Annotated in this window: 15 protein-coding genes; 4 read left to right on the top strand and 11 right to left on the bottom strand. The window is 70.5% G+C overall.

Annotated elements, in window-relative coordinates; translation table 11 throughout:
• Positions 1 to 91 precede the first annotated feature (91 nt).
• Together QZ258_RS09940 and QZ258_RS09945 are read right to left on the bottom strand one after the other, a co-directional pair.
• Positions 92 to 1210, bottom strand: coding sequence for a hemin ABC transporter substrate-binding protein (locus QZ258_RS09940; protein WP_294181122.1), 1119 nt, complete (start codon positions 1208 to 1210; stop codon positions 92 to 94).
• Complete coding sequence (locus QZ258_RS09945) at positions 1207 to 1968, bottom strand: HtaA domain-containing protein (protein WP_294181124.1); 762 nt, start codon at positions 1966 to 1968, stop codon at positions 1207 to 1209. Before QZ258_RS09945 ends, QZ258_RS09940 begins: the two co-directional genes overlap by 4 nt.
• Positions 1969 to 2075: 107 nt before the next feature.
• On the opposite strand from QZ258_RS09945, the gene QZ258_RS09950 reads away from it, so the two are divergent.
• Positions 2076 to 2765, top strand: a complete 690-nt coding sequence (locus tag QZ258_RS09950; RefSeq protein ID WP_294181126.1) for an alpha/beta hydrolase — start codon at positions 2076 to 2078, stop codon at positions 2763 to 2765.
• A 9-nt stretch (positions 2766 to 2774) separates the two neighbouring features.
• Here the strand turns inward: QZ258_RS09950 and QZ258_RS09955 are convergent, their stop codons facing one another.
• The 7 genes from QZ258_RS09955 to ddaH form a co-directional block, all read right to left on the bottom strand.
• Complete coding sequence (locus QZ258_RS09955) at positions 2775 to 3884, bottom strand: acyl-CoA dehydrogenase family protein (RefSeq protein ID WP_294181128.1); 1110 nt, start codon at positions 3882 to 3884, stop codon at positions 2775 to 2777.
• Between the two features lie 22 nt (positions 3885 to 3906).
• Positions 3907 to 4935: a Gfo/Idh/MocA family protein gene (locus QZ258_RS09960; protein ID WP_294181130.1), complete on the bottom strand. Its 1029-nt coding sequence runs from the start codon at positions 4933 to 4935 to the stop codon at positions 3907 to 3909.
• A 23-nt stretch (positions 4936 to 4958) separates the two neighbouring features.
• Entirely contained in the window at positions 4959 to 6047 is a 1089-nt protein-coding gene (locus QZ258_RS09965; RefSeq protein WP_294181132.1) for an ABC transporter ATP-binding protein, read from the bottom strand.
• Positions 6044 to 7624 (bottom strand): iron ABC transporter permease, encoded by a 1581-nt coding sequence (locus QZ258_RS09970; protein ID WP_294181134.1) that lies wholly within the window; start codon positions 7622 to 7624, stop codon positions 6044 to 6046. Before QZ258_RS09970 ends, QZ258_RS09965 begins: the two co-directional genes overlap by 4 nt.
• A gap of 86 nt (positions 7625 to 7710) precedes the next feature.
• A complete protein-coding gene (locus tag QZ258_RS09975; protein ID WP_294181136.1) occupies positions 7711 to 8751 on the bottom strand; it encodes an iron ABC transporter substrate-binding protein in 1041 nt (346 codons plus the stop codon).
• A 99-nt stretch (positions 8752 to 8850) separates the two neighbouring features.
• On the bottom strand, positions 8851 to 10071 hold the full coding sequence (gene rocD, locus QZ258_RS09980) for an ornithine--oxo-acid transaminase (protein WP_294181138.1): 1221 nt from the start codon (positions 10069 to 10071) through the stop codon (positions 8851 to 8853).
• Positions 10068 to 10916 (bottom strand): dimethylargininase, encoded by an 849-nt coding sequence (gene ddaH, locus QZ258_RS09985; RefSeq protein WP_294181140.1) that lies wholly within the window; start codon positions 10914 to 10916, stop codon positions 10068 to 10070. Before ddaH ends, rocD begins: the two co-directional genes overlap by 4 nt.
• A 104-nt stretch (positions 10917 to 11020) precedes the next feature.
• Between ddaH and QZ258_RS09990 the strand changes: the two genes are divergently transcribed.
• Positions 11021 to 11458, top strand: a complete 438-nt coding sequence (locus QZ258_RS09990) for an Lrp/AsnC family transcriptional regulator (protein ID WP_294181142.1) — start codon at positions 11021 to 11023, stop codon at positions 11456 to 11458.
• A 62-nt stretch (positions 11459 to 11520) separates the two neighbouring features.
• On the opposite strand, the gene aceB is transcribed toward QZ258_RS09990, so the two are convergent.
• Positions 11521 to 13161, bottom strand: a complete 1641-nt coding sequence (gene aceB, locus QZ258_RS09995) for a malate synthase A (protein ID WP_294181144.1) — start codon at positions 13159 to 13161, stop codon at positions 11521 to 11523.
• 34 nt (positions 13162 to 13195) lie between these two features.
• Positions 13196 to 14509 (bottom strand): isocitrate lyase, encoded by a 1314-nt coding sequence (gene aceA, locus QZ258_RS10000; protein ID WP_294181146.1) that lies wholly within the window; start codon positions 14507 to 14509, stop codon positions 13196 to 13198.
• Positions 14510 to 14637: 128 nt separating this feature from the next.
• Between aceA and QZ258_RS10005 the strand changes: the two genes are divergently transcribed.
• Positions 14638 to 16107: a helix-turn-helix transcriptional regulator gene (locus QZ258_RS10005; RefSeq protein ID WP_294181149.1), complete on the top strand. Its 1470-nt coding sequence runs from the start codon at positions 14638 to 14640 to the stop codon at positions 16105 to 16107.
• The gene (locus tag QZ258_RS10010; RefSeq protein ID WP_294181151.1) at positions 16104 to 16460 is read left to right on the top strand and encodes a GntR family transcriptional regulator; all 357 of its coding nucleotides are present in this window, start codon (positions 16104 to 16106) and stop codon (positions 16458 to 16460) included. The genes QZ258_RS10005 and QZ258_RS10010 overlap by 4 nt, the downstream gene beginning before the upstream one ends.
• Positions 16461 to 16985 lie beyond the last annotated feature (525 nt).

Below are 16985 nucleotides of genomic sequence, written 5' to 3' on the forward strand. Positions count from 1 at the left end.
GAGGGATTCTCTGAGCCGAGCGGCAGTGTGACGCGGCAATCGGAACGTCAGGTGAACGGCAGGATACGAAATCCCACCGTGGTCGTCGCCGCTAGTTCGGGACGGCGTACACCGCGCGCGCGAGTGCGTCGAGCACCGCCGCCGAACGCGGGCCGAAGCTCAGCACATCGCCGTCGGCCATGTCGACGAAGCGGCGGTTCTCGCCCGCGTGGGTCAGCGCGATCGCCGGCTTCGAGGCCAGCAGCGCGTCGACGCCGCCGACCGATTCGAGACCCTCGGTCATCACCAGGATGACGTCCGGATCCGCGGCGATCAGCGCTTCGTCGGTCATCGGCCTCTCGCCGCTCCACCCCACCTCGGCCGCGACATCGATGCCGCCCAGGCCCGCGATCAGCTCATCCGCGCCGGAGCCCTCGCCGAAGAGGTAGTAGATGCCGGAACCTCCGCGCAGGTAGAGAAAGATCATCCGCGGGCGCATCGACTCGTCCGCCGGGAGGATGGCGGCAATCTCGGCCAGCGTCGCCTCGACGTCGGCGGTGACCGAAGCCGCGAGAAGTTCGCCCGTCTCGGCCGCACCCATCGCCTCACCAACGTCGCGGGCCAACTGCGCCGCCCCCTCGAAAGACGGCTCGTTGTCGAGGAACACGACGGTGACACCCACCTGCCGGAGCTGCTCGAGCACGTCGCGCGGGCCGATGGTGCCGTCGGTGAGCACGAGGGTGGGGCGCAGCGCGATCACCGCTTCCGCGTTGATGGTGTGACCGTTGCTGGTCACGAGCGGAAGGTCGGCGGCGCCGTCGAACGTTGTCGAGGTGTCGCGCCCCACGAGCTGGTCGCCGAGCCCGAGCCCCCAGACGGTCGCCGCGATGGAGCCGGCGAGGTCGAGCGCCAAAACGCGTGAGATGTCGGTGACCTCCACCAGGAGCTCACCGTCGCTGTCGTGCGAGGTGACGGTGACCGGCAGCGCCACGGCGGGGTCGGAGGCAACCGGTTCGATTGCCTCGTTCGGCAGAATCGCCGTAGTCGGCCCCTCGACATCGCTCGGATCGGGATGCAGTGCCACCTCGGAAAGTGGGCGGTCATCCGTCACGACGGGGCTCGGATCAACGCCCGAGCCGGCCGTCGACGTGCAGCCGGCGAGCACCACGCTCGTGGCCAGCACCGTGACGATCGCGCCCAACGTGGTGCGCGAACCGGAGAGCCGGATCATCCCGCGACGCCTCGGCGCCGCGTCAGCCGCACCGCCAGCACGGCGAGCGCGGCGGCAGCGATCGTGCCGCCCGCGATCAGCCCGACCCGGGTCGGCAGCGCCCGCGCGTCCGCCGCAGCCGCCAACGCCTCGACGCACGTCACGTCGATGCTCGCCGTGATCGTCATCGGGTCGAAGTCGGCACCCGCCTGATAGTCGGGGAAGGCCGCGGTTCCCGCCTCGGTGAGGGTCGGCGCCGCAACGACCAGAGTCCACCCGCCGTTCTCCACGCTCGACTCGGCCGCGCCGGTCACGAAGTCCACGCTCGCCGCGGTGATCTGCTCGCCGTCGCGCGTGGCCCCCGACACATCGAGCACGACGTGCGCCGTGCCGTCGGCATCGACGCGCACGATCGGATCGGCGAAGGTCGTGTCGAGGATCCCCCCGTGGCCGGTGAAACGGACCCCGCCGCTGAAGTGAATGTCGGCCGTGTCGGCCTCGGCATCCAGGAAGCCGGCACCCGGCGCCCAGGTGAAGTCGGGCGTCGCGTAGCTGACGGCGCCGTCGGTCGTCCACTCTCCGTTGGCGATCGCACCATCGATGTACGCGCGGAACGTTTCTTTGAAGCCCCAGACGAGACTCGCGTCGACGATCGCGCAGTCCGCCCCCGCGGCCGTGGAGGCGCCGGCCGTGCTCTCGGCGGCGGCCGGAGCCGCCGCGCCGCACGCCACGAGCGCGCCAACGGCGAGGCCAGCGGCGACCAGACGTGTGCGGAGCATGACAGCCTTTCTGTGCGGCGCGCAGCGCACACACCACCAGCTTAGGCAAACCTAAGCTGCGGCGCAGACTCGCACGGCTTCGGGATTCGAGGCGGCAGACTGGAGCCATGAACACGCACGTGATTGTTCTCCCCGGAGGCGGGTACGGCATGCACGCCGATCACGAGGCCGAGCCGGTCGCGACGTGGCTCCGTGGCGTGGGCGTGACGGCGCACGTCTTCCGCTACCCGGTCCACACACGGCACCCCGCGGTGCTCGAAGCGATTCGCGACGAGATCCGACGCACTCGAAACACAGGGGCGACCCGCGTCGGCCTGCTCGGCTTCTCCGCGGGCGGCCACGCCGCCGGCCACGCCGCTCTCGCCCCTGGCGCCCGCGAGGAGGAGCGGGTCGATTTCGCGATCCTCGGCTACCCGGTCGTGTCGATGCTGCTCGACACGCACGCAGGCTCGCGCGCCAACCTGCTCGGCCCGGACCCGTCGCCGGAGCTCCGAGCCGAGACGTCCCTCGAGCGCCTCGTCACCCCGGAGGCGCCGCCGTTCTTCGTCTGGCACACCTCCGACGACCCGGCGGTGCCGGTCGAGCACAGTTACCTGCTTGCGCAGTCGCTCGCCGCAGCCGGAGTTCGCCACAGTCTGCACGTCTACCCGAGTGGTGACGGTCGCCACGGACTCGGCCTCGCCGAGGAGTTCGCACTCCCCTCGGGCTGGACCCGCCAGTGCGCAGCCTGGCTCGCCGCGGCGGGGTGGATCACGCCGCCCCGGCGCTCGTGGTGGAGCAGGCTCCAGGGGCGCTGATCGCTCGAACTAGGGCAGCGGGCCGAGCAGGTGGCTCGCGACCGTCGCGTGCACGCTTTCGGTGTCGCTCGGGTGATAGATGCCCGCGAGCACATCGCGCTGCAGCCGCGCCAACTCACTCGACGAGCGATAGCCGCCGCCGCCCGCGGAGCGCATCGCGTGATCGACGACCACGCGCGCCGTCTCCGTCGCGCGGTGCTTGGCCCCCGTGAGTTTGCGGAACCACAGGGCGCCGTGGTCGACCAGGTTGTCGACGTCGGCGGCCAACGTGTCGAGGTCCGGGGCGAGCGCGTCGAGGGCGAGCGCCGCCTCGGCGAGGCGCCACCGGAAGTCGGGGTCGCGGTCGTAGGTCTGGCCCGTCTTCACGCTCGTGCGGCGCCGCACGGCCTCGACCCCGAGCTCGAGCGCACGGTCGGCGATGCCCGCATAGACGGAGCCGATCAGCAGCAGGAAGTTGGCGAAGATCGCGAACACGAACGGATCCGCGTTCGGGCCCACGGGCAGGAAGCGCGAAATGCGCTCCTGGGGCACGACGGCGCCGTCGAGCTTCGTGGTGCGGCTCTGGGTGGCGCGCATCCCGAGGGTGTCCCAGTCGTCGAGCGTCGTCACGCCGGCGTCGTCGCGCGTGAGAAACCCGTGCACGAGGCGCGGCCCGTCGGGGCCATCGAGCTGCTTGCCGAACACCCCGAGGCGGGTCCAGGCCGGGGCGAGCGATGTGAAGATCTTGGTGCCCGTGAAGGCGTAACCGCCGTCGACGGTGTCGACGGTCGTCAGCGAGTCCCAGAGCACGAGATCGTTGCCGGGTTCGCTGTTGCCGAAGGCGAACAGCTCGCCCGCCTCGGCATCCCGCAGCACCCAGTCGAGGCTCGCGTCACCGCGCTCGTGCAGCACCCGCGCGACCCCCACCCAGACGAGGTGCATGTTGATGCCGAGCGCCGTCGCGGGGGCGTGAGCCGCCAGGAGGCGCTGGTCGCGCGCCGTCTCGAGCAGCGACCGCGGCGCGAGATACCCCGCCGCGCGCAACTCGTCGAGGTCCTCGGCGAAGAACGTGTTGTCGCGGTCGTACCCGGCCGCGCGCGAACGGATGCGGGCCAGGAGTTCCGGAGTCAACGCGGTCACCCGACCAGGCTATCCGCGCGGCTCAGGCGGCGCCGAGCTGGCGCCGGGCCTCGTCGATGATGCGCAGTTGTTGGATGCTCTGCTCGAGCGGGTGCTCCGGCGCCTCGGTGCGGCCTGCCGCGACATGCGCGGCCGCGGCGGTCACCTGGTAGCAGAGCCCGTCATTCCAAATCAACGGCGCCGGATCGCGCCAGTCGAGCCGCTCCTCCCCGGCGGTGACGGTGAACCCGCCGACGCCGCAGAACGGAGACTGGAAGGACACCACCGCACCCTCCGCGCCGATGGTGGCGCCGATCGGCGTGTGGGCGACCATGCTCGAGCTGGCCACCGCGGTCGCCGTTCCATAGTCGAGCGTGACGACGGCCTGTTCATCGACGCCGGTCACCGCAAGGCTGCCGTGCGCCGTCACGCGGGCCGGCTCGAGCCCGAGAACGAATCCCGAAAACCACACGGTGTACACGCCGAGGTCGAGCAGGCTTCCCCCGCCGAGCGCGGGATCGAACGCGCGGCTGTGCGGATCGAACGGGAACCGGGCACCGAAGTCGGCAGCCACCTGACGCGGTGCGCCCAGAGCTCCGTCGTCGAGCAGTTGGCGAAGCACCGTCGTTTGCGGCAGGAACCTCGACCACATCGCCTCCATCGCGAAGACGCCCGCGCTCCGGGCGGCGGCGGCGATGGCTTCGGCATCCTCCGCGTTCGTCGCGATCGGCTTCTCGATCAAGACGTGCTTGCCGGCCGCGGTCGCCATTTCGGCGAGCGCGCGGTGCTCGCTGTGCGGCGCCGCGATGTAGACGATGTCCACCTCCGGATCGCCGACGAGCGCCGCGTAATCTCCGTATGAGCGGGCAATCCCGTGCTGCGAGGCAAAGGCCGCCGCGCGCTCGGCGGACCGCGAAGCCACGGCGACGACCCGTTGGTCGGTGTTGGCGTGCACCGTCGAGACCCAGGCGTTCGCGATGCGGCCGGGAGCGAGGACACCCCAGCGCAGTGTCGGACCCCCACGCAACGGAGTATGGCGGGACGACGGCAGTGTCGAGGGGAGCGAAGTCACCCCGCCGACGCTACCAGCGGGTGTCAGTCCGCAGTGTCGCCCCAGGGCGTCGCCGGCGGAAAGGCGAGGCCGGGCCGCTGCACGGCCAGACGCACCTCATCCCCGACGGCGGGCAGCTCCACCGTTGCCATGCGCATCCGCACGCTCGGGCCTCCCACCACCTCGCACGAGACCATGGCGTCGTGACCCGCGTACGAGATCGCGGTCACCCGGGCATCCGCACCGGCGGCGGCGTGCGCGAGCAGTTCCGGCCGCGGCATGATCCACTCCGGTCGGAGCATCAGACGCACCGGATCGCCGTCGGCGGGAGCGAACCCCACCGCGGAGGCCTCGACCGCGCCAAGCGCGCACATCACGCGTCCGCCGCGCCACCGCCCCTCGAGCTCGACGACATCGCCGACGAAGGAGGCGACCCAATCCGAGGCCGGGTGCTGATAGATCTCGGCGGGCGTGCCGAACTGTTCCAGGCGGCCCTCGCGCAGCACCGCCACCTTGTCGGCGAGCGTGAGCGCCTCCTCCTGGTCATGGGTGACCAGAAGCGAGGTCGTGCCCTGCGCGCGCAGCAGCTCGGCGACCTCGCGGCGGAGCCCCACGCGCAACTGGGTATCGAGGGCGGCGAAGGGCTCGTCGAGGAGCAGGAGCTCCGGGCGCGGCGCGAGCGCCCGCGCGAGTGACACGCGCTGCCCCTGCCCGCCGGAGAGCTGGTTGGGGGCGCGCCCCGTGAGACCGCCCAGGCCGACGAGCTCCGCAAGCTCGGCGATCCGCCGCTCTCGACTCGACGCCGCCCCGCGCCCGCGCGGCACCGCGAACCCGATGTTGTCGCCGACCGTGAGATGCGGAAACAGGGAGGCCTCCTGCGGCACCCAGCCGATGCCGCGCTTCTCGGGCGGAACCGTGCGACCGGGTCGGGAGAGCTCGCGCGACCCGATGCGGATCGAACCGGCCCCGATCGGCAGCAGCCCGGCGATGGCAAGCAGCAGGGTCGTCTTACCGCATCCGCTCGGGCCGAGCACGGCCACGAGATCGCCGCGGTCGATGCGCAGCGACACGTCGTCGACGGCGAGCGTCGACCCATGGGTCACGCTCACCCCGTCGATGACGAGATCGCTCACAGCTCCTCCTTGGCGACGGTGCGGACCCCGGAGAGCACGACCGCGGGGACGGCGGCCAGCAGCACGAGCATCGCGGCATACGGTGCGGCGGCGCCGTACTCGACGATCACGGTGCGGTTCCACAGTTCGGTGGCGAGCGTCGACACCCCGGTGGGGCGCAGCAGCAGCGTCGCGGGCAATTCTTTCATGGTCGCGATGGCCACGAGCAGGGCGCCGATGCCGACGCTCGGCAGCGCCATCGGCACCGTCACGCGCCACCAGGCGCGGATCGGCGAATCACCGAGGGTCCGGGCGACGGCGACCAGTCGCGGGGGCACATCCCCGAGACCCGCCCGCATGGTGCTGATCGCCTTGGGTGCGAACAGCACGGCGTAGGCGAACACCAGCACGACGACGCTCTGATAGAGCGTCGGAACGACCGCGAGCGCGAAGAACACGAGCGAAAGACCGACGACGATGCCGGGCAGGGCGTGGCCGAGGTAGCTCACCGACTCGAGCACCGTGACGAGGCGACCGCGGTAGCGGCTCGCGAGTGCCGCGACGGGGAGCGCGAGCAGCACCGCAAGCAGCGCCGCCCCCACCGCGACTCCCACGGTCGCACCGACCGCGGCGAGCAGTCGCGCCAGGTCGAGCTCGCGCAGGGTCTGCGCTTCGAGCAGGCGTGACAGCAGCCCGAGCATCGGCACCGCGACGCCAACGACCGGGGCCGCGGCGACGACCGGCAGCAGGGCGACGAGCACCCCGCGCCGCACGCTGCGGGGCGCGACCGCCCGGGCCGCCTGCCGCGGCAGCTGCCCGCGCGCGCCACGCTCCCCGACGACCACGAGCAGGGCGAGCACCACCAGCAGCAGCGCCAGCACCGCGGCCTGCGCCCGATCGAAACTCGCCGAATACGCCTGGTTGATGCCCCAGGTGAGCGTCGGGAATCGCATCATCGCGACCAGTCCGAAGTCGCTCAACGAGTACAGCGCGACGAGCAGCGAACCGGCGATCGCGGCAGGGCGCACCTGCGGCCAGGTCGCCACGAAGAACGCCCTGAGGGGCCCTCGGCCGAGCGTGCGGGCGACGCCCTCCAGATCGCCGGATGCCCCGCGCAGGGCTGCCGCGACCGGCAACGTCACGTACGGCACGGTGACGGCGGTCAGCAGGATCCAGCTCGGCAGGAATCCATTGATCGCTGGGAGCGTCACAAGCCAGCCGTAGCCCGCGAGGTAGGAGGGCACCGCGAGCGGCAGGGAGGAGACGAGCAGCCAGGTGCGGGGGAAGGGGACGCGCAGTCGACTCAGCACGACCGCGGTCGCGGTGCCGAGGACGAGTGCGGTCACCGTGACGGCCGCGGCGAGCCCCACCGAGTTGGCCGCATACTCAAGGACGCGCGGGCGGGCCAGAATGTCGAGCATCGTCTCGATGCCGCCGCCTGCGGCTCGCACCACGAGGTAGACGAGCGGAATGGCGGCGGCCGCCGCGGCGATGCCTGCCGCGAGTACGAGCGGCACCGGCGGCCGGGCCGGACCTGCGGGCGCGGTCGCGAGAGCCGTCCGCGGGGGCGGCTCGACGGCTTCCGGCGCGATGATCATCGCTCTATTGCACCATTCCCGAGTGTGGCGCGCGGCGGCGAGGATGCGGGACGCCCCGCCGCCTCGCCGCTCGCGCGACCGTGTCGCTAGATGAGGCCGTAGCGCGCGAGCAGCTCCTGCGTCGTCGACAGGTCGTCGAGGTCGCTCAGATCGAGCTCGGGGTTGACGAGCGAGTCGAGGGCCGGAAGCCCCTCGGGGGCGGCAACGCCGGGCAGCAAGGGGTACTCGAAGGTCTGCTCGACGAAGTAGGCCTGCGCCTCCTCGGCGACCAGGAACCGCACGAACTCGAGCGCGTCGGCGTCGCCGGCCGCCCCGCTGAGGATGCCCGCGCCGGTGACGTTGACGACCGAACCGGCATCGCCGGCCTCGAGGAACTTCAGCTGCGCGCGCATGTTGTCGGCGCCGACCTCGGCGGCCTGACGGAACCAGTAGTAGTGGTTGATCAGCCCGACGTCGAGCGCACCTTCGTTAACCGCGGTGAGGGTCGCGGTGTTGTTCTCGAAGATCTGGAGGTCGTTATCGGCGAGAGCTTCGACCCACTCCTCGGCGGCCTGCTCGCCCTCCAGGACGCGCAGGGCGGTGACGAAGGACTGGAAGCTCGCGTTCCCCGGCGGCAGACCCAGGCGGCCCGCCCACTCGGGCTCGACGTAGTCGAGGACGGTGTCGGGCAGCTCCTCCGCGGTGAGCTCCTCGCCGTCGTAGACGACGACGCGCGCGCGTCCCGTGATGCCGACCCAGCTGTCATCGGTCGAGGTGAATCCCGCCGGAACCGCGTCGGTGATGTCGTCGGGCAGCGTGGCGAACAGGCCGACCTGGCTGAGGGCGCCGAGCGCGCCGGCATCCTGTGACAGGAAGACCTGCGCGGGGCTCGCCTCCCCCTCTTCGAGCAGCAGCGCGCCGAGTTCGGCGGTGTTGCCGTAACGCACGTCGACCTCGATGCCGGACTGCTCCTCGAACAGGTCGATGAGCGGCTGGATCAGTTCTTCGTCGCGCCCGGAGTACAGCGTGAAAGCACCGTCCGCGGTGAGCTCGTCGGTCGGGTCGGTGCTGGGCGATGCCGAGCACCCGGCGAGGAGCGCCGCGCTGGCGGTGAGGGCGAGCAGGGGAAGGAAACGCGAAGATCGCATGGGGATGTGGACTCCAGGAGAGAGCAGGGAAGCGGAACCGTCGCCATTGACAGAGGTTAGGTTAGGCTAACTTCACTTCTGACGCCAGTCGTGCCTTGCTCACGGACGAGAGAGCTCGCCCAGCACCGCCTCGAGTTGATCGACCGCCCACTCCAGATCGGCGCTCTCGATCACGATCGGCGGCGCGAACCGAATCGTCGAGCCGTGGGTGTCCTTCGCCAGCACTCCGCGGTCGAGAAGCAGCTCGCACACCCGTCGGCCGGTCGCCAGCGTCGGATCGATATCGACCCCGGCCCACAGCCCCGCGGCACGCACGGCGACAACGCCGTGCCCGATCAGCGCGCGAAGCCGCGCCTCGAGCACCGCACCGAGCTCGCGCGCGCGCAACTGCATCTCGCCCGACTCCAGCAGTTCGACCACGGCATGCCCCACGGCGGCGGCCAGAGGGTTGCCGCCGAAGGTCGACCCGTGCTCGCCGGGGCGCAGCACCCCGAGCACGTCACGATCCGCGACCACCGCGCTCACCGGGACGATCCCCGCACCGAGCGCCTTGCCGAGCAGATACATGTCCGGCACGACGCCGACATTGTCGCACTGGAACGTCGCCCCCGTGCGGCCCAGGCCCGACTGGATCTCGTCGGCGATGAACAGCACGTTGCGCTCCCGCGTCACCCGCCGCACCTCGGGCAGGTACTCGGCGGGTGGGATCACGATCCCCGCCTCACCCTGGATCGGCTCCACCAACACCGCCACGGTGGTCTCGTCGATCGCCGCGGCGAGCGCCTCCGCATCCCCATAGGGCACGCTCACGAAGCCTGGCGTGTACGGACCGAAGTCGGCCCGCGCCTCCGCGTCGTTGGAGAAGCTGATGATCGTGGTGGTGCGGCCATGGAAGTTGCCGTCTGCCACGATGATCGTCGCCCGGTCGTGCGGCACACCCTTCACGCGATACCCCCAGGCGCGTGCCACCTTGATGGCGCTCTCCACCGCCTCGGCGCCGGTGTTCATCGGCAGCACCATGTCTTTGTGCGCCAGCCGTGCCAGCGCCTCGAGGAACGGCCCCAGCCGGTCGTTGTGGAAGGCGCGGCTGGTCAGCGTGATCCGGTCCAGCTGCTCCTTCGCCACCGCGACGAGCCCCGGATGCGAGTGCCCGAAGTTGACGGCCGAATAGGCGGCGAGACAGTCGAGGTAGCGGCGCCCCTCGACATCGGTCAGCCACGCCCCCTCCCCCTTCGCGATCACGACCGGAAGCGGGTGGTAGTTGTGCGCCCCGAACTCCTCCACCTGGTCGAGGAGACCGCGCGAGTCGAGCGCGGTCATCGGCGCAGTTCCAAGGTGCAGCACTTGACGCCGCCGCCGCCGAGCAGCAACTCCGACAGGTCGACCGGATGCGGGACGAACCCGCGCTCCCGCAGTTGCCGCCCGAAGTCCTCGGCCCGCGCGGCGATCACCACGTTGCGCCCATCGCTGAAGCTGTTCAGCCCGAGCACCGCGGCATCCTCGTCGGTGACGTGGATGGCGTCGGGGAAACGCTCCTCGAGGATCGCCCGGCTCTCGGCGTCGAACGCGGTCGGAAGGTAAGCGACGCTTCCCGGTCCTCCGTTCGAGTCGAGCACCGCGAACGCTGTGTCCAGGTGGTAGAAACTCGGGTCGACCAGGCGCAGCGTGACGACCTCACGATCGAAGATGCGGCGGAGCTCATCGTGGCTCGCGGTATCGCTGCGGAATCCGGTGCCGGCGAAGATGGTGTCACCGACCAACAGGAAGTCGCCTTCGCCCTCATTGGTCGACACCGGCTCCCGCGGTTCGAAGCCGTTGGCGGCGAACCAGTCCAGGTAGGCGGGGCCTTCGGGTCCGCGCTCGGCGTACTGGAACCGTGCCCCGTAGGCGATGCCGTCGAGGGTGAACCCGCCGTTGGCCGCGTAGACCATGTCCGGCAGGCCCTCGACGGGGTCGATCAGGTGCACGTCGAAGCCGAGCTCGCGGTAGATCCGGGAGAGCTCCTCCCACTGCCGCACGGCGAGGCTCGTGTCGGTGGGCTGCTCCGGATGCATCCACGGGTTGATCCGGTAGCTGACCGTGAAGAACTCGGGTCGGCACATGAGCACGGTGCGACGCGTCGCAACGCGTTCCGGGGCACGTGAGGCGGCGTCAGTCATGGTCATGCTCTCCAGTGTTGCACGCACACTTCCGATGTAATCGGCCAGCGTGCGCATGTTTTCGCCGTGATTGGTGGCTTTGACGCACGTTTTCCGCGTACGATCGGGGCGTGGACAACCTCGACTACGGAATTCTCGACCTGCTACGTCACAACTCGCGCGCCGGATACGGCGAAATCGGCGACCGAATCGGCCTCTCCGCCTCCGCGGTGAAACGGCGCGTCGATCGCCTCGTCGCCGACGGCGTCATCCGCGCCTTCACAATCCAGGTCGACCCGAAGGTCGATGGCCTCGCGACCGAAGCCTGGGTCGAGCTGTTCTGCCGCGGCACCGTCGCCCCCGACGAGCTGAAACGCATCCTGCAAGGGGTACCCGAGGTCGTCGACGCCAGCACCGTCACCGGCGAAGCGGATGCGGTGGTGCTGCTGCGCTCGCGCGACATCCCCTCGCTCGAGGATGCCCTCGAAAAGGTGCGCGTCGCCCCCAGCGTCGACCACACGCGCAGCGCGATCGTGCTCAGCCGGCTCATCCACCGCAACTACGACTGAACGCGAGAGCCGCGGTCCCGCTCAACGCTGAGCGGGACCGCGGCATGGTCGGTCGCGGCTGACTAGGCCGCCACCATCCCCCGTGCGCGGGGAGTCGCGGCGATCGGGTCGACCAGGTAGCGCGAGTACGCCGCAATCGTGAGGAAGGTCGGGAACTCCTCCCCCAGCGTCACCTCGCGGAACAGCTCCGCCGCATCATCGATGCGCGAACCCTCGCCGCCGCGCTCGGCGACCTCACGCGCGAGCAGGTTCTCGACCAGCTCCGCCGTCACGCGCGTGCCCTCCGCCGTCACGACGCCCTGGCGAATCCACTGCCAGAGCTGCGATCGGCTGATCTCCGCGGTGGCGGCATCCTCCATCAGGTCGTCGATCGCGGCCGCGCCGATCCCGCGCAGCCAGCTGTCCAGATAGCGCAGCGCGATCGACACGTTGGCGGCGAGTCCCGCATCCGTCACTTGGCCGTCGATGTCGAGATCGGTCAGCTGCGCCGCCGTCACATGCACCTCTTCGCGCAGGCGGTCCAGCTGGTTCGGCCGTTCGCCGAGCACCGCGTCGAACTCGGCGCGCGCCGTCGGAATCAGGTCCGGATGCGCCACCCACGTGCCGTCGAAGCCGTCGCCGGCCTCGCGGCGCTTATCGGCCTGCACGGCCGCGAGCGCGCGCTCGGTCACCTCCGGATCGCGACGGTTCGGGATGAACGCGCTCATGCCGCCGATCGCGTGCGCGCCCCGCTTGTGGCAGGTCTGCACGAGCAACTCGGTGTAGGCGCGCATGAACGGGACCGTCATCGTGATCTCCTTGCGGTCGGGGAGCGTGAAGCGCGCCCCGCGTCCGCGGAAGTTCTTGATGATGCTGAAAATGTAGTCCCAGCGCCCCGCGTTGAGTCCCGCGCAGTGCTCGCGCAGCTCGTACAGAATCTCGTCCATCTCGAAGGCGGCCGTGATGGTCTCGATCAGCACCGTGGCACGGATCGTGCCGTGCGGGATGCCGATCGCGTTCTCGCTGAACGTGAAGACGTCATCCCACAGCCGCGCCTCGAGGTGGTTCTCGAGCTTCGGCAGGTAGAAGTACGGCCCGGCGCCGCGCGCGATCAGCTCCTGCGCGTTGTGGAAGAAGTACAGCCCGAAGTCGACGAGCGAGGCGCTCGCGGGCGAGGCGATCCCCGCCTGATCGGTGTAGCGCAGATGCTTCTCCACCAGGTGCCAGCCGCGCGGGCGGAACACGATCGTCGGCGTCTCCTCCCCGAGCGTGTAGCTCTTGCCCTCGGGCGAGGTGAAGTCGATCTGGCGACGGATCGCGTCGAACAGATTCTGCTGACCGCCGATGACGTTCGCCCAGGTGGGGCTCAGCGCATCCTCGTGGTCGGCGAGCCACACCTTGGCGCCCGAATTCATCGCGTTGATGGTCATCTTGCGGTCGGTCGGGCCAGTGATCTCAACGCGACGGTCCTCAAGGCCGGGACCGGCGCCGGCGACGCGCCACTCGCTGTTCTCGCGGACCGACTTGGTCTCGTCGAGGAAGCGCAGGTTGCGTCCATTGTCGATTGCGTGACGGAACAGCATCCGCCCCGAGAGCCGCTCCTGGCGGCGTCCGGCGAAGATGTCGTGCAGTCGGGTGAGGAAGCGCAGCGCTTCCGGCGTGAGGATGCGTGCGGTGCTCTCGTCCTGAGGACCGAGCACCTCCATCCGGATCGGGTGAGTCATGATCGTCTCCTTGTCGTGCCTGGTGTCTCGTGTCCTAGTGGAATTGCGCAGACTCGGTGGAGCCGACGAGCGCGAGAGTGGCACTGTCCGGGTTGAGGGCAGTGGAGATCCGGTCGAAGTACCCGGTTCCCACCTCGCGCTGGTGCTTGGTCGCGGTGTATCCGCGGGATTCGGCGGCGAATTCCGCCTCCTGCAACTCGACGTAGGCGCTCATGTGCCGCGTCGAGTAGCCCTGGGCCAGTTCGAACATCCCGTGGTTCAGGGAGTGGAAACCGGCAAGCGTGATGAATTGGAAGGCGTATCCCATGGCCGACAGCTCGCGCTGGAACTTCGCGATGGTGTCGTCGTCGAGGTGGCGCTTCCAGTTGAAGCTCGGCGAGCAGTTGTAGGCGAGCTTCTGGCCGGGGAACTCGGCGTGGATGCTCTCGGCAAAGGTGCGCGCCAGCTCCAGGTCGGGCTCGCTCGACTCCACCCACAACAGGTCGGCGTACGGGGCGTAGGCGTGACCGCGAGCGAGCACCGGACCGATGCCGTTCTCGACCTCGTAGAAGCCTTCGCTCGTGCGGCCGCCGGAGAGGAACGGGCGGTCCCGCTCATCCACGTCGCTCGTGAGGAGCGTCGCCGCGAGCGAGTCGGTGCGCGCGATGACGATCGTCGGCACGTCGGCCACGTCGGCGGCGAGACGCGCGGCGTTGAGGGTGCGGATGTGCTGCCCGGTCGGGATCAGCACCTTGCCGCCCATGTGCCCGCACTTCTTCTCGCTCGCGAGCTGGTCCTCCCAGTGCACGCCCGCCGCCCCGGCCTCGATCATCGAGTGCATGAGTTCGTAGGCGTTGAGCGGGCCGCCGAAGCCGGCCTCGGCGTCGGCGACGATCGGCACCATCCAGTCGCGAGAGGCGTCGCCCTCCGAGAACTCGATTTGCGCCGAGCGCTGCAGGGCGTTGTTGATGCGCCGCACGACCGCGGGCACCGAGTTGGCGGGGTAGAGGCTCTGGTCGGGGTAGGTCTGGCCCGAGAGGTTGGCGTCGCCCGCCACCTGCCAGCCCGAGAGGTAAATCGCCTTGAGCCCGGCACGCACCTGCTGCACGGCCTGGTTGCCGGTGAGGGCTCCCAGCGCGGCCACCCACTCGTCGGGGTTCTCGCTGTTGGCCTCGATGAGCTCCCACAGGTTCTCGGCTCCGCGCCGCGCGAGGGTGCGCTCTTCTCGGACCGGACCGCGCAGGGCGATGACGTCGTCGGCGGTGTAGTCGCGGCGGATGTTCGCCCACCGCGGGTTGGTGTCCCAGTCGTGCTGCAGTTCGGCGGCGGTCTGTGTCTGGTCGCCGGGACGCGCGGGGTTGGTGGTCATGGACTGCTCCTTTGCTGAAGTCGTGTCTCGACTGTGCGCCCGCCGCAACGCGAACTTCTCGCTCTGGCAGCCAGAAATACCCGAATATTTCTGATGCAAAGAACAATCGGACCTGGGATGCTGTCGGAATGGCCCCACTCGACGCCACCGCCCTCGACGATGAAGACATGCTCGATCCGCTCACCATCGGCCGCCGCATCCGACAGCTGCGCACCGACCGCGGGATGACGCTGGAAGTCCTCGCGCAGGCGATCGGCCGCGCGCCGTCACAGGTCTCCGTCATCGAAAACGGCAAACGCGAACTCAAGGTGGGCGAACTGCAGCGTTTCGCGCGCATCCTCGAGGTCGGCCTCGACGACCTGCTCTCCCCCGAGCCGCCCACCTCGCGAGACGCCCTCGAGATCGCGCTCGAACGGGCGGGGCGCGGCCCCATCTTCTCCTCGCTCGAGCTACCGCCCGTTCCCGTGCGCAAAGGGCTCAGCGACGAGGCGATCGCCACCATCCTGCGGCTGCACGACGAGCTCGAGCGCCTGCACCGGCAGCGCGCCGCCACCCCCGAGGAGGCGCGACGGGCGAACGCCGAGCTCCGCGCCGAACAGCGCCGTCGCGGCAACCACTTCCCCGAGTTGGAGCAGACCGCGCGCGAGCTGCTGGCCGCCGTCGGGCACACCGGCGGTCCGCTCTCACAGCGCGTCGCCTCCGAACTCGCCGCGCACCTCGGGTTCTCGCTGCACTACGTGCCCGACCTTCCCGCCTCCACCCGCAGCGTCACCGATAAGGAGAACGGGCGCATCTACCTGCCGGTGCGCCACGGCGACACCGATCCGCGCACGACCCTGCTGCAGGCACTCGCGGCGCACGTGCTCGACAAGAAGGAGCCGCACGACTACGCCGAGCTGCTGCGCCAGCGGGTCGAGACCAACTACCTCGCGGGCGCGCTGCTGATCCCCGAGGCGAGCGCCGTCGCGTTCCTCACGACCGCCAAACAGGCGCGCGAACTGAGCATCGAAGACCTGCGGGATGCCTTCGCCGTCAGCTACGAGACCGCCGCCCACCGCTTCACCAACCTCGCCACCGAGCACCTGGGACTGCCGGTGCACTTCCTCAAAGTGCACTCCAGCGGCACCATCTCGAAGGCCTACGAGAACGACGGCGCCGCGTTCCCGACGGATGCGCTCGGCGCGATCGACGGGCAGATCGTCTGCCGCTGGTGGAGTGCGCGCCAGGTGTTCGAGGTCGCCGACCGGCTGAGCCCCTTCCACCAGTACACCGACAAGCCCGCCGGGACCTATTGGTGCAGTTCGAGCATCCAATCGACCGCTGCCGGCGACTTCTCGGTGAGCGTGGGCACCCCGTTCGCGCACGTCAAGTGGTTCCGCGGGCGCGACACGCAACGCCGCCTGCGCTCGACCTGCCCCGACCCGTCCTGCTGCCGGCGGCCGCCCGCCCAGCTGTCGCAGCGCTGGGCCGAGAAAGCGTGGCCGAGCGCGCGGCTGAACGCCTCACTGCTCGCGGCCATGCCGACCGGAACCTTCACCGGCGTCGACACCACCGCGGTGTACGAGTTCCTCGAGAAGCACTCCGGGGGTCGCGCGTGAACATCACCATCGACGCCGAGGCGGCCGAGGCTCCCTTCGAGCAGGTGCGACGCCAGATACGGGATGCGGCACGCGACGGCGCGCTGGCCGCCGGATCCAAGCTCCCCACGGTGCGCGCCCTCGCCGAACAGCTCGGACTGGCGGTCAACACGGTCGCCCGCGCCTACCGCGAACTCGAGTCCGACGGCATCATCGAGACCCGCGGACGCAGCGGCTCGTTCGTCGCTTTCTCCGCGGATGCCGCCGAACGCGCCCTCCAGCAGGCGGCCGCCGACTACGCGGCCCGCGCCCGCACCCTCGGCGCCGACCCCTCCGCCGCCCTCGCGGCCGCCCGCGCCGCCCTCGACGCCTAGCCCCGCGCACCCACACCCCCGCGCACCCCCGCGCACCCCCGCACCCGCGCACCCCCGCACCACCACCACATCCCGCGAGCGGTGCCAAACGTCGGATCCGCAGGCCCAAGACCGCACTATTCGCACCGCTCGCGCGGGTCGCGCACGCACCACCCCGCGCCCCCGCGCGCCACACCCCGCGCGCGCCCCCGCGCCCCACCCCCGCGCACCACGCACCGGCCGCGCACCACCCCGCCCGCGCCTCCCACATCCCGCGAGCGGTGCCAAACGTCGGATGCGCAGGCCCAAGATCGCATTATTCGCACCGCTCGCGCGGGTCACGCAAGCGCCACGCCGCACCCGTGCACCCCCGCACCCCCCGCGCGCCACCCCGCACGCCGTACGCGCATCCCACGCCCGGCGAGCGGTGCCAAACGTTGGATGCGCGTGCCCAAGATCGCACTTTTCGCACCGCTCGCGGGGGTGCGCGCGCGGCAGCGCGGCGCAGCGCGGCGCGGCGCAGCGGGCGGCGGCGCAGCGCGGCGC

This window comes from uncultured Schumannella sp. (assembly GCF_905479755.1).
Lineage (GTDB): Bacteria > Actinomycetota > Actinomycetes > Actinomycetales > Microbacteriaceae > DCRR01.

Coding starts and splice junctions, on each gene's coding strand:
- QZ258_RS09940 (WP_294181122.1), bottom strand. CDS start 1,210: ATGATCCGGCTCTCCGGTTCGCGCACCACGTTGGGCGCGATCGTCACG.
- QZ258_RS09945 (WP_294181124.1), bottom strand. CDS start 1,968: ATGCTCCGCACACGTCTGGTCGCCGCTGGCCTCGCCGTTGGCGCGCTC.
- QZ258_RS09950 (WP_294181126.1), top strand. CDS start 2,076: ATGAACACGCACGTGATTGTTCTCCCCGGAGGCGGGTACGGCATGCAC.
- QZ258_RS09970 (WP_294181134.1), bottom strand. CDS start 7,624: ATGATCATCGCGCCGGAAGCCGTCGAGCCGCCCCCGCGGACGGCTCTC.
- QZ258_RS09975 (WP_294181136.1), bottom strand. CDS start 8,751: ATGCGATCTTCGCGTTTCCTTCCCCTGCTCGCCCTCACCGCCAGCGCG.
- rocD (WP_294181138.1), bottom strand. CDS start 10,071: ATGACCGCGCTCGACTCGCGCGGTCTCCTCGACCAGGTGGAGGAGTTC.
- ddaH (WP_294181140.1), bottom strand. CDS start 10,916: ATGACCATGACTGACGCCGCCTCACGTGCCCCGGAACGCGTTGCGACG.
- aceB (WP_294181144.1), bottom strand. CDS start 13,161: ATGACTCACCCGATCCGGATGGAGGTGCTCGGTCCTCAGGACGAGAGC.
- aceA (WP_294181146.1), bottom strand. CDS start 14,509: ATGACCACCAACCCCGCGCGTCCCGGCGACCAGACACAGACCGCCGCC.
- QZ258_RS10005 (WP_294181149.1), top strand. CDS start 14,638: ATGGCCCCACTCGACGCCACCGCCCTCGACGATGAAGACATGCTCGAT.